This window comes from Mycolicibacterium chitae (assembly GCF_900637205.1).
In the GTDB taxonomy this organism is placed as follows: domain Bacteria; phylum Actinomycetota; class Actinomycetes; order Mycobacteriales; family Mycobacteriaceae; genus Mycobacterium; species Mycobacterium chitae.
The window spans coordinates 3,806,998-3,818,858 of the sequence record NZ_LR134355.1 but is presented as its reverse complement, the minus strand read 5'-3'; the positions used below and the strand labels follow the sequence as shown (position 1 = coordinate 3,818,858).

The following is an 11,861-nucleotide window of genomic DNA, read 5'->3' as shown; positions in this document are numbered from 1 at the left end:
TACCGAGCGTGAGGGGGCGAGATGACGTGGGGGCGCGGCCTGGCGGCGATGGTACTGACCGCGGCCCTGGCCACCGGCTGCAGCAGCAGCGTTGCGGGCGAAGCGGTTTCGCCGCTGTACGACCCGTTCCGGGTGGGCGGGCTCCCCGCCGTCGACGGCCCCAGCGGGATACGCGAGGACGCCCCGGAACCGGTCGGCACGGTGGACAACACCGACGGCGCCGACGTCGACCGGTTGGCGGTGCTGGCAGTCGACGACGTCACCGAGTTCTGGTCGCAGCACTACGCAGACGCCCTGCCCGGCGAGTTCGAGCCCGTCGAGAAGCTGATGTCCTTCGACTCGAACGACCCGGCGAGCCCGTGGGTGTGCGGCGGGCGCACCTACCGTCTGGTCAACGCCTTCTTCTGCCCGCCCCTGGCCCTGTTGGCCTGGGACCGCGGCGTGATGGTTCCCGTCGCGCGGAAGTTCTTCGGGGACATGTCGGTGGTGGCGCTGATCGCCCACGAGTACGGCCACGCCGTGCAGCGGATGGCCGGCCTGATCGACAAGGACACCTCCACGCTGGTCATCGAACAGCAGGCGGACTGCTTCGCCGGTGCGCACCAACGCTGGGTGGTGGAGGGCAATTCGCCGCGGTTCACCCTCGACACCGGCGACGGGCTCAACCACGTGCTGGCCGCCGCGCTCACCGTCCGCGACCCGCTGATGCCGGCGATCGTCGCCGAACTGCTCGACGTCGACGAGCACGGCAACGCTCTGGACCGGATCAGCGCCTTCCAACTGGGCTTCATCAACGGCGCGCAGACGTGTGCGGCCATCGACGACCAAGAGGTGCGGCAGCGCCGCGGCGACCTGCCGCGCAGCCTCGAACTCGGCGACGACGGCACGGTGCAATCCGGCGACATGGCGATCGACGAATCGGTGCTCGCGGCGCTGATGGGCGACCTCGACGCTATCTTCCTGCTGTCCGACCCGCCGACGTTGTCGCTCGACCCGCGGGAGTGCGCCGGCCCGCAGCCCGGCACCCCGGTGGCCTACTGCCCGGACGGCAACGTCCTCGGCGTCGACCTACCCGCCCTGCAGCGGTTCGCGGCCCCGGCCAGCGAGCTGCGGAATCTGGTTCTGCTGCAAGGCGACAACACCGCGCTGTCGGCGCTGACATCGCGCTACGTCCTGGCCGTGCAGCGCGAGCGCGAGGTGGCGCTGGACACCGCCGAGGCGGCGCTGCGCACCGCATGCCTGACGGGGTTCGCGCAGCAGGCGATGGCCGAGCCGGTACCGGGCCGACAGCTGGTGCTGACCGCCGGCGACGTCGACGAGGCCGTGGCCGGGCTCTTGGTCAACGGGATCGTCGCCAGCAACGTCACCGGGGCCACCGTGCCCGCCGGCTTCACCCGGATCGTGGCGTATCGGTCGGGGCTGCTCGGCGACCCAGAACTGTGTTACACCCGGTTTGGCCGAGCCGGAAACGGATAGTCTCGGCAGCATGGCCCTGAATCTCTCCGTCGACGAAGTCCTGACCACCACCCGTTCGGTCCGCAAGCGCCTGGACTTCGACAAGCCGGTGCCCCGCGAAGTGATCATGGAGTGTCTCGAGCTGGCGCTGCAGGCGCCGACGGGGTCCAACGCACAGGGCTGGCAGTGGGTGTTCGTCGAGGACCCCGCCAAGAAGAAGGCCCTCGCCGACATCTACCGATCGAACGCGACGCCCTACTTGGATCTGCCCAAGCCCCAGCGCGGCGACATCCGCGACCAGCAGCTCGACGCGGTGCAGAGCTCGGCGAAGTACCTCAACGAGAACTTCGAGAAGGCGCCGGTGCTGATGATCCCGTGCCTGGAGGGCCGCGCCGACGGGGCGCCCGCCGGGATGAGCGCGTCGTTCTGGGGTTCGCTGCTGCCCGCGGTCTGGAGCTTCATGCTGGCGCTGCGCTCGCGCGGCCTCGGCTCGGCGTGGACCACGCTGCACCTGATCGGCGACGGGGAGAAGGAAGCGGCCGAGGTCCTCGGCATCCCGTTCGACCAGTATTCGCAGGGTGGGCTGTTCCCCATCGCCTACACCAAGGGCACCGAGTTCAAGCGTGCCCAGCGGCTGCCGGCCGAGCAGCTGACGCACTGGGACTCCTGGTGAGCGCGCGGCGCTAAACGGCGCCCGGGAAGCCGTGTTGGCGCCAGGCTTCGTAAACCGCAACGGCGGCGGCATTGGACAGGTTCATCGACCGTCGTCCGGCCAGCATCGGGATCCGCACCGTGTCGGTGATGTGCGGATCGGCGAGCGTCTGCGCGTCCAGTCCGGTGGGTTCCGGCCCGAACATCAAGACATCGCCGGAACGGTAGCCAACATCGGTGAAAGATCTCGTGGCATGCGCGGTGAATGCGTACACCCGCGCGGGCATCAGCGCCGCCCATGCCGCCTCGAGGGACGCGTGCACGGTGACCGACGCCAAATCGTGGTAATCCAGGCCGGCTCGGCGCAGCTTCGGTTCGGACAGGTCAAAGCCCAAAGGCTCCACCAGATGCAGTGCCGCGCCGGTGCCGGACACCATTCGGATCGCGTTGCCGGTATTGGGCGCGATGCGTGGTGAATAAAACAGCAACGCGAACATTCGGTAGCTTCCCTTCGGTGCTGTCCAGAGTTTGCTCGACATTGTCCATGAGGGCCTCCCGCGCCGGTCCGTTCGGTAAGAACCTTGGAACACCCAGGTGGGGACTGTCATACTTCTGCAATTGCCGTGCGAATTACGCCGGGTCGCGCACATCGCGGCCGGGTGGAAATGAGCAGGAAGTCTGATGAAGGCGGAAACACTGAATAACAGCGGTGCGATCGCGAGTGGGGCGAACCCGGCGTCGGCAGGGGGCGCTGCCCGGTGACGATGTTCGACAAGCCCCCGGCGTTCAATGAACCCCTGGGGTCCGATTTCAACGCGCTGCCCGCCGACCCCTACGCGTCGGCGTCGATCGAGCAGACCGAGCCGCCGGCGCCGGTGCAACGGCCCAACCGCTGGTCGCCGACGAACTGGCCGGTGCGCTGGAAGGTCTTCGCCATCGCGCTGCTGCCGCTGCTGCTGGCCGCGGTGTTCGGCGGGTTCCGGATCTACTCCAGCTTCACCGAGGCCCGGGACCTGCGGCTGGCCGCCGACCGCGCCGAACTGGTCCCGGCCATCATCGACTACATGGGCGCCCTCGAGGAGGCGCTGTTCACCGCGCCGGCCAATGCGGCCTCCGAGGAAGTCCAGAACAACTTCGAGGACCGCCGCTCGGCGCTGCTGACCCAGACGAACGACGACATCAGCGACGAGGTCCGCGAGGCCGTGACCACGCTGACCGATCAGGGCCAGGAACTCGTCGCCAACGCCGGCCCCAGCGCCGCGGAACTGCCGGAGCGGGTCACCGCGTTCGCACCGCTGCTGCTGACGTCGGAGACCGCGATCACCGGGTCGGTGCGCGTCGAGGACGAAGCGGTGCGCCGCCAGGCCGACGGCCTGGCCCGCGCGGTCGGCACCCACGGGCAGATGATGATCCAGCGCCTGCTGGTCGAGCGCGGCTCCGAGCTGCCCGAGCCCTACGTGCGGTCCTCGATGATCGCGCTGGCCGGCACCGAACCCTCCAACGTCACCGGCGTGTCCGCGCTGCTGGGCAACAACTCGGACGAGGCCGCCGAGCTGCGCAGCCAGATGGTCCGCCGACTGTCGATGATGGCCGACCCGGCCGTGCCGGTGGTCGGCAGCCAGGCGATGCTCACCTCGCTGGACGCCACCGACGCGATCGCCCAGAACGTCATCGAGACCGTCACTCCCGGCGTCATCGCGACGGTCGACGACGCCGCCACCGCCCAGCGCAACAACGCGATCCGCGACGCCGTCCTGGTGATCGCCGCGATCCTGCTGGCGCTGCTGGTGGTGTGGTGGGTGGCCCGGTCGCTGGTCCGGCCGCTGCGCACGCTGCGCGACGGCGCGCTCAAGATCGCCCACGAGGACCTCGCGGCCGGCGTCGAACGGGTCAAGGCCGGCGACGAACGCGAGCCCGATCCGCTGCCGATCTACACCACCGAGGAAGTCGGGCAGGTTGCCCACGCCGTCGACGAACTCCACACCCAGGCGTTGCTGCTGGCCGGGGACGAGGCGCGGCTGCGGGTGATGGTCAACGACATGTTCGAGACGCTGTCGCGGCGCAACAAGTCGCTGGTGGATCAGCAGCTGTCGCTGATCGACCGGCTGGAACGCAACGAGGAAGATCCAGAGCGGCTCGACAGCCTGTTCCGGCTCGACCACCTCGCCACCCGCATGCGCCGCAACGGCGCCAACCTGCTGGTGCTGGCGGGCGCGCAAGTCAACCGCGAGCAGGGACAGCCGGTGCCGCTGAGCTCCCTGATCAACGCCGCGGCCAGCGAGGTCGAGGACTACCAGCGGGTGGAGACCGGGATGGTGCCGGACTGCTCGCTGATCGCCGCCGCGGCCGGCGACGCGGTGCACCTGCTCGCCGAACTGACCGACAACGCGCTGCGGTATTCGCCGCCGACGGCACGGGTCCGGGTCACCGCCGTGCAGACCAGCGACTCCGGTGTGCTGATCGACATCAACGACACCGGGCTCGGCATGACCGACGCCGACCTGCGCATCGCCAACATGCGGCTGAACGCCGGCGGCGAGGTCAGCCCCGACAACACCCGCCACATGGGGCTGTTCGTCGTGGGCCGGCTGGCCCGCCAGCACGGCATGACGGTGCGCCTGCTGCCGGGAGCCACCGGCGCGGGGACCATCGCCCAGGTGTATCTGCCGCCCGAACTGCTCGAGGGTTACGCACCACGGGTCGAGGAACCCGCGCCGTTCGCGGAGTTCGACGCCTTTGCCGCCGAGCCGACCACCGACCCCGAGATGGCCGTCGAGGAGCCCGAGCCCGTCGAGGCCGAAGCCGAGCCCGAGCCGGTACCCGACGACGACTTCGACATCCGCTACGAACCCGACAGCGAACCGGCCGGGACCGAGGCGTCGGTGTCGGTGCTGCCCCGGCGCAACCCGGGTTCCACCGATATCGCCACCCCGCGCGACCACCTGTTCACCGAGATCGGCGCCGATCAGCAGGAGCGCCCGGCCGAGGAATGGTGGAGCAGTCCCGCCGACGAGACCGACGAGGCGGCCCCGCCCGAGATCCCGTCGAACACCTCGGGTTTCTTCGCCTCGCGGCGGCTTGCTCAGCAGCAGCCGGAGCCGGAACCCGAGGTCGAGGTCGACTTGGCGGCCCCGACCGAGGTGTCGGAGGAGGCCGACGTCGCGGAGGAGGCCGTTTCGGACGAAGCCGGCGTCGCGGAGGAAGCCGAGGCCCCGGAAGAACCGGAAGTCTTGGCCGAGCCCGAGGAGCCCGAGGTCGCGGAGGAGGTTTCGGCTGAGACCGAAGCGGTCGAGCAGGCCGAGGACACCGGATCGATCGACCTGTCCGACATGGATCGGCTGGCCGAGGAGATGGCGCCGGTGACGGGTCCGATCCCGGCGGGTTCGGTGGACCTGATCTATCAGAACATGGTCTCGGAGTGGCTCGATCCGTCGGAGGTGCAGCAGCTCGCGGTCCCGCAGGACTGGAAGTCGGTGTGGGACAACGGATGGGCGGCCGCCGCGGAGGCGGACAACGTACCCGTCGAGGAGCACACGGATCGCGGCCTGCCGGTGCGTGCGCCGGGGGCCCGACTGATCCCGGGCGGAGCAACGCCGCCCGGAGAGGCCGAGCAGCTGGGGGAGGAAGCACAGGACACGGAGGCCGGAGCAGATACGGACGACAGTTACCCGGAGCGCGATCCCCAGGCGATCCGCGCTTCGATGAGCAATCATTTCGGCGGTGTGCGCGCGGCACGTTCGCACGCCCGCAACACAACTCAAGGACTCGATGAGCAATGAATTATGCGCAAGGTTCACAGCACGAGAACCCGCTCGATTGGTTGGTCTCGAAGTTCGCGCGTGACGTACCCGGCGTTGCCCACGCCGTCCTGGTGTCGGTCGACGGTCTGTTGATCGCGGCCAGCGAGCATCTGCCGCCCGAGCGGGCCGATCAACTCGCCGCCGTCACGTCCGGACTGGCCAGCCTGTCCGCCGGCGCGGCACAGCTTTTCGACGGCGGCCGGGTGCTGCAGTCGGTGGTGGAGATGGACCACGGCTACGTGTTGATCATGCAGGTGGGCGACGGCAGCCAGCTCGCCACACTGGCTTCCAAATCCTGCGATATCGGCCAAGTGGGTTACGAGATGGCGATTCTGGTGGAACGGGTGGGTAGCACAGTGCAGTCCACTCGCCGCCGTGCGCCCCAGCACATGTGATCGAGACTGGAATGAATATGTTCGAACGGTCGGCGCCGGCGCGCGAGGCAAGCCTGGTGCGCCCGTACATGCTGACCGCAGGCCGCACCGAGTCCTCGGTGGAGCTGTCGCTCGAGGCGCCGGTGCGCACGTTGGAGTCGGGGCTGTACCATCGGTGGCCCCCCAATGACATGCGCGGCCGGATCGTCCAGCTGTGCACGAAAAGCCCTTCTGTGGCGGAGATCTCAGCGTTTCTGGATGTTCCGCTCGGGGTGGCCCGTGTCTTGGTCGGCGATCTCGTCACCTCGGGATACCTTCAGGTGCACGCCACCCTCACCGACCGCTCGACACACGATGAACGACGCGAATTGATAGGAAGGACCCTCCGTGGGCTACGCGCACTCTGAGAGGCGTGATGCTGTATCGACCAAGATCGTCATCGCGGGTGGGTTCGGCGCCGGTAAGACCACGTTCGTGGGCGCTGTCTCCGAGATCATGCCGTTGCGCACCGAGGCCATGGTGACCACCGCCTCGGCGGGCGTCGACGGCCTCGAAGCCACCCCGGGCAAGGGGACCACCACGGTGGCGATGGACTTCGGCCGCATCACGCTCGATGAAGATCTGGTGCTGTACCTGTTCGGCACGCCGGGGCAGCGTCGGTTCTGGTTCATGTGGGATGACTTGGTGCACGGTGCGATTGGCGCGATCGTGCTGGTGGACACCCGGCGACTGGAGGACAGCTTCGCCGCCGTCGACTTCTTCGAGAACCGCAAGATCCCGTTCATCATCGCGGTCAACGAGTTCGAGGGATCGCAGCGCTTCCCGGTCGAGGAGGTGCGCCAGGCCCTGGCGTTGCCGGAACGCGTTCCGGTGATCACGGTCGACGCCCGCGATCGCACCTCGGCGAAGAACGCCCTGATCGCGGTCAGCGAGTACGCGCTGGAATCGCTGACGGCCACCGGGTGAACTGGTCCGACCAGGAGTTCAGCGACCGCGATTTCCGCGACGAGGACCTCGCCGGGTTGCGGACCGAGCGGGTGGTGTTCGACAGTTGCGACTTCAGCGGCGTCAACCTTTCCGAGTCGGTCCACGCTGGTTCGGCCTTCCGGAACTGCCGGTTCGAGCGGGCCACCCTGTGGCACAGCACCTTTCGGCATTGCAGCCTGATGGGCTCGGTGTTCACGAACTGTCGGTTGCGGCCGGCGACCTTCGAGGAGGTCGACTTCTCCCTGGCCGTGCTCGGCGGTGCGGACCTGCGCGGCTTGGACCTCAGTGGGTGTCGGCTGCGCGAGGTGTCGCTGGTGGAGGCCGATCTGCGCAAGGCCGTGTTGCGCGGGGCGGACCTGTCCGGGGTGCGCACCCAGGGCACGCGGCTCGAGGAAGCCGATCTGCGCGGCGCGCGCATCGATCCGACGCTGTGGACCACCGCGGCGCTGCGCGGAGCCAAGATCGACGTGCCCCAGGCCCTGGCCTTTGCGGCTGCGCACGGGCTGACCCTCGCCGAGGGGTGACTTGTTTGCGGGGTTGCGGGCGGGATGGGTGCAACATGTCAACTTTGGACGTGTGGCTTGGCGGTGGCCTGGCCGTGGCCCTCGCCGAGGGGTGACTTGTTTGCGGGGTTGCGGGCGGGATGGGTGCAACAACCCAACTCTGGCCGTATCGGGCGGTTATACACAGGGGTGAATACCGGGATCCGCGGAATTCTTGCAGCATCTGCCGCGTGCCCAGACTGATCATGGCCACCGAGGCGTTGGCGTCAGGTGAGCTCACGCGTCGAGATCTGGCGCGCCGGTATACGAAGATCCATCGCAACGTCTATGTGCTGCGCGGCACCGTGTTGTCCCCGCGCGATCGTGCCGTGGCGGCGTGGCTGTGGTCGAACCGTACGGCCACGGTGTCCGGGTTGTCGGCCGCTGCGCTGTTGGGCAGCAAGTGGGTACCGCAGAACGCGCCGACGGAATTGGTACGCGCCCAGCACGGGTCCCCGGCCGGTATCCGCATCCACAAGGACGTCCTCGCTGACGACGAGGTGCAGGTGTTGGGTGGTATCCCGTGTACGACGGCCCCGCGCACGGTCTTCGACATCGGTCGGCGTCTGCCCCTGGATGAGGCCGTGATCCGGGTGGACGCACTGCTGAATGCCACTGCGATCGGTATCGCCGCAGCGGAAAAGGTGGCTGCGAAGTATCCCGGGGCCCGCAACATTCGACAGCTCCGACAGGTGCTCGACCTCGCCGACGCGGGAGCTGAATCTCCGCAGGAGACCCGGGTACGACTGGTCCTGATCCGCGGGGGGTTGCCGCGACCGGAGACGCAGATTCCGATCCGCAACGCGGCCGGTCGGATCGTCCGGCGGATCGACATGGGCTGGGAGAACTGGAAGGTGGGTGTGGAGTATGAGGGCGAGCAGCATTGGACCAACGCGGGCCATTACGCCGACGACATCGATCGGCTCGAGTACCTCGCGAGCCTCGGCTGGACGATTGTGCGGGTGTCGGCTGTGCACCTCGCGTACGACCAGCCGGGGATCGTGAATCGGGCGCGGGCGGCGCTGCTGGCCGCGGGGTGGTGTGCCGAGGGGTGACTTGTTGGCGGGCTTACTCGTGTTATGGGTGCAACATGTCAACTGTGGGCGTGCAGGGGTGGGGTTTGGCCGCGGGGTGGTGTGCCGAGGGGTGACTTGTTGGCGGGCTTACTCGTGTTATGGGTGCAACATGTCAACTGTGGGCGTGCAGGGGTGGGGTTTGGCCGCGGGGTGGTGTGCCGAGGGGTGACTTGTTGACGGGCTTACTCGCGCGATGGGTGCAACATGTTCACTCTGGGCGGGTGAGGCCTGGGGCGGGTGAGGCTCTGGGGCGGGTGAGGCCTGGGCGGGTGAGGCCCTGGGACCCGGGCGAGCGAGGCCCCACCCCTGGGAGACTCAGCCCTTGAGCCGGATCTTCCACCGCACGAAGGTCACGTAGGCGAAGCTCAGACCGGCCAGCATGGCCATGTCGAACCACCAGGTCGACGAGTTGTGCTCCCACAGCGCGTCCTTGGGTGTCAGCGGCCCGGGCACCAGATGGATCAGGTCCACCGTCGAGGCCGAGGCCGCAAAGCCCCAGCGCGCCGGGGTGATCCAGGACATCTGATCGAGCACCAGTCGGTCGGTCACCGGGATCATGCCGCCGGAGAACACCAACTGGCTCATCACCGCGACCACGAGCAGCGGCATGATCTGCTCGCTGGTGCGGGCCAGCGCAGAGAGCGCCAGGCCCACCATGGCCGAGGTCACCGTGGTCGCACCCATCACCACGAACAGGTCCAGCGTCGGGTTGCCCAGGCCGATCGAGCCCTGGGTGGGCGCGCCCTTGCCCATGATCGTGATGGCCGTGACGATGGTCGACTGCACGATCGCGAACACCGCGTACACGCAGACCTTCGCCAAAAGGTAGGCGGTGGTGGACAATCCGACCGCCTGCTCGCGGCGGAAGATGGCGCGTTCGCCGATCAGGTCGCGGATGGTCAGCGCGGTGCCCATGAAGATCGCACCGACGTTGAGCAGCACCAGGATCTGCCCGGGCTCGTTGGGCGCGTCGCCCATCGGGTCGGGGATGCCGAAGCCGACATCGCCGGGCACCGACAGCGACAGCACGCCCATGATGAACGGCAGCAGCGCGAGGAAGGCGAAATAGCCGCGGTCGGCGATGATCAGCCGCATCTGTCTGCGCGCGATGGTGGAGAACTGCCGCAGCAGACTGGTTTTCGCGGGTTTGCCCAAATCGCTCGGCTCGGCCGCGGCGGGTTGCACCGGGGTCGGCCCGGTGCGCTGCCGGTAGCGCTGATGGGCATCGTCGGGGTCGCCGGCCACCGAGCTGAAGATGTCGGCCCAGTTGGTGGTGCCCATCTCCGGACCGATCTGGCTGGGCGGACCGTAGAACGCGGTCTTGCCGCCCGGTGCCAGCAGCAGCACCTGATCGCACACGTCGAGGTAGGTCAGGGAGTGCGTGACCACCAGCACCACGCGTCCGGCGTCGGCCAGCTGGCGCAGCATCGTCATGACCTGCCGGTCCAGCGCGGGGTCCAGGCCGGAGGTCGGCTCGTCGAGGATCAACAGCGATGGGCCGGTGAGCAACTCCATCGCAACCGACGCGCGCTTGCGCTGACCGCCGGAGAGCTTGTCCACCCGGGTCTGACGGTGCTTGGTCATCTCGAGTTCTTCGAGCACCTGCGTGACGACCTGGGCGCGGTCGGCCTCGGTGGTGTCCGGGGGCAGCCGCAGTTCCGCGGCGTACATCAGGGCCTGGTCGACGGTCAGCTGACCGTGCACCACGTCGTCCTGGGGCACCATCCCGATCCGGGAGCGCAGCGAAGCGTACTCGGCGTGGATGTCGTGGCCCTCGAAGGTGACCGTGCCGCTGGTCGGATGGGTGAGCCCGGCGACCTGCTTGGCGAAGGTCGACTTGCCCGCCCCCGACGGCCCGATCACCGCGGTCAGCGTGCCGGGGCGCGCGTCGATGGAGATGTTCTCCAGCAGCGTCTTGTTGTTCTCGATGGTCCAGGTCAGGCCGCGGACCTCGAGCCCACCGGTGCGGGTGGCGGCCTCGGTCTCCGACCGGCGCGCGAGCGTGCCGCCGGTGAAGACGAGGTCGACGTTGCCGATGGTGACGACATCGCCCTCGGCCAGCGCCGCCGAGGCGACGCGCTGGCCGTTGACGAACGTGCCGTTGATGCTGCGGTTGTCGACGATCTCGGCGCCGCCGGGACTGGGCACCAGGGTGGCGTGGTGGCGGGAGGCCAGCACGTCGGGGATGACGATGTCGTTGTCGGTGGCGCGACCGATCTTGATCCCGCCGGCCGGGACCTCCGGGGCCCGGCCCGGCCGCAGGATCTTGAGCATGCTGGTGGCCAGGTTGCCGTCGCCGGACTTGGCCGCCGCCGCGACGGGGCCCATCTGAGTGGGCAGGTTGCCGGACTGCGGCTGCTCGCGCACCGGCTGCGAGGCGCTGGGCGGATACCCGGTCGGATACGTGCCGCTGGTCGGGTAGGCCGGCTGCGAGGTGCTCGGCGGGTAGCCGGAGGTGGGGCGCGGGCCGCTCGGGTAGGGCGGCCGCGGCGGCGGGGTGCTCGGCGGTGCACCGGTCGGGTACCCGGTCGAGTAACTGCCGCTGCCGGTCGGATACATCGGCTGGCTGGGGTGGCCGCCGGGGCCGGTGGCCAGGGGCGGGCGCGCCACCGGGACCGCCGCGGTCTGCGGGGGCATGCCCACCGATCCGGTCTGGCCGCCCAACTCGAAGCTGAGTTGCGGGCCGTCCGGGTTGCCGATGTTGATCGCCATGCCGTCGGCGATGTCGACGGCCGGCACGCGGCGACCGTGCAGGAACATGCCGTTGAGTGAGCCGTTGTCGATCGCCTGCCAGCGCCCTCGGTCGATGCGCAGAATCAGGTGAGCCCTGGAGATCAGGGGATGCGCGATGCGCACGTCAGCGCGCAGGTCGCGACCGATCACCACATCATTGCCCGCAGCGAAGGTCCGCTGGGACCCGTCGAACCGTACGGTCAGCGCGGGTGCCACTGGTCCAGTCATCGGGTCCAACTGTAA

The 11,861-nt window shown here is 68.8% G+C and carries 10 protein-coding genes; 8 read left to right on the top strand and 2 right to left on the bottom strand.

All coding sequences use genetic code 11. The features are described from left to right. Nucleotides 1–21 precede the first annotated feature (21 nt). Nucleotides 22–1,476, top strand: coding sequence for a neutral zinc metallopeptidase (locus EL338_RS18235; protein ID WP_126335037.1), 1,455 nt, complete (start codon nt 22–24; stop codon nt 1,474–1,476). A gap of 10 nt (nt 1,477–1,486) precedes the next feature. After that, nucleotides 1,487–2,128 (top strand): nitroreductase family protein, encoded by a 642-nt coding sequence (locus tag EL338_RS18230; protein ID WP_126335036.1) that lies wholly within the window; start codon nt 1,487–1,489, stop codon nt 2,126–2,128. A gap of 10 nt (nt 2,129–2,138) precedes the next feature. On the opposite strand, the gene EL338_RS18225 is transcribed toward EL338_RS18230, so the two are convergent. Continuing rightward, nucleotides 2,139–2,603: a tRNA (cytidine(34)-2'-O)-methyltransferase gene (locus tag EL338_RS18225; protein ID WP_126335035.1), complete on the bottom strand. Its 465-nt coding sequence runs from the start codon at nt 2,601–2,603 to the stop codon at nt 2,139–2,141. Between the two features lie 267 nt (nt 2,604–2,870). On the opposite strand from EL338_RS18225, the gene EL338_RS18220 reads away from it, so the two are divergent. From EL338_RS18220 to EL338_RS18195, 6 genes are all read left to right on the top strand, one after another. Beyond that, nucleotides 2,871–5,885: an ATP-binding protein gene (locus EL338_RS18220; RefSeq protein ID WP_126336951.1), complete on the top strand. Its 3,015-nt coding sequence runs from the start codon at nt 2,871–2,873 to the stop codon at nt 5,883–5,885. Next, nucleotides 5,882–6,301: a roadblock/LC7 domain-containing protein gene (locus tag EL338_RS18215; protein WP_126335034.1), complete on the top strand. Its 420-nt coding sequence runs from the start codon at nt 5,882–5,884 to the stop codon at nt 6,299–6,301. The genes EL338_RS18220 and EL338_RS18215 overlap by 4 nt, the downstream gene beginning before the upstream one ends. Before the next feature lie 17 nt (nt 6,302–6,318). Beyond that, nucleotides 6,319–6,687 (top strand): DUF742 domain-containing protein, encoded by a 369-nt coding sequence (locus EL338_RS18210; protein ID WP_126336950.1) that lies wholly within the window; start codon nt 6,319–6,321, stop codon nt 6,685–6,687. Beyond that, nucleotides 6,668–7,246 carry a GTP-binding protein gene (locus EL338_RS18205; protein WP_126335033.1) on the top strand — a complete coding sequence of 193 codons (579 nt, stop codon included), beginning with the start codon at nt 6,668–6,670 and terminating at the stop codon, nt 7,244–7,246. The genes EL338_RS18210 and EL338_RS18205 overlap by 20 nt, the downstream gene beginning before the upstream one ends. Then, entirely contained in the window at nt 7,243–7,791 is a 549-nt protein-coding gene (locus EL338_RS18200) for a pentapeptide repeat-containing protein (RefSeq protein WP_126335032.1), read from the top strand. Before EL338_RS18205 ends, EL338_RS18200 begins: the two co-directional genes overlap by 4 nt. Before the next feature lie 209 nt (nt 7,792–8,000). Next, on the top strand, nt 8,001–8,864 hold the full coding sequence (locus EL338_RS18195; protein ID WP_126335031.1) for a hypothetical protein: 864 nt from the start codon (nt 8,001–8,003) through the stop codon (nt 8,862–8,864). Between the two features lie 336 nt (nt 8,865–9,200). On the opposite strand, the gene EL338_RS18190 is transcribed toward EL338_RS18195, so the two are convergent. Beyond that, the gene (locus EL338_RS18190; RefSeq protein ID WP_126335030.1) at nt 9,201–11,846 is read right to left on the bottom strand and encodes an ATP-binding cassette domain-containing protein; all 2,646 of its coding nucleotides are present in this window, start codon (nt 11,844–11,846) and stop codon (nt 9,201–9,203) included. Between the last annotated feature and the right edge of the window lie 15 nt (nt 11,847–11,861).

Excerpts from the sequence above, each read along its gene's own strand:
- EL338_RS18190 (WP_126335030.1), bottom strand. The coding sequence starts at position 11,846 with ATGACTGGACCAGTGGCACCCGCGCTGACCGTACGGTTCGACGGGTCC.
- EL338_RS18220 (WP_126336951.1), top strand. The coding sequence starts at position 2,871 with ATGTTCGACAAGCCCCCGGCGTTCAATGAACCCCTGGGGTCCGATTTC.
- EL338_RS18230 (WP_126335036.1), top strand. The coding sequence starts at position 1,487 with ATGGCCCTGAATCTCTCCGTCGACGAAGTCCTGACCACCACCCGTTCG.
- EL338_RS18235 (WP_126335037.1), top strand. The coding sequence starts at position 22 with ATGACGTGGGGGCGCGGCCTGGCGGCGATGGTACTGACCGCGGCCCTG.
- EL338_RS18215 (WP_126335034.1), top strand. The coding sequence starts at position 5,882 with ATGAATTATGCGCAAGGTTCACAGCACGAGAACCCGCTCGATTGGTTG.
- EL338_RS18225 (WP_126335035.1), bottom strand. The coding sequence starts at position 2,603 with ATGTTCGCGTTGCTGTTTTATTCACCACGCATCGCGCCCAATACCGGC.
- EL338_RS18210 (WP_126336950.1), top strand. The coding sequence starts at position 6,319 with ATGTTCGAACGGTCGGCGCCGGCGCGCGAGGCAAGCCTGGTGCGCCCG.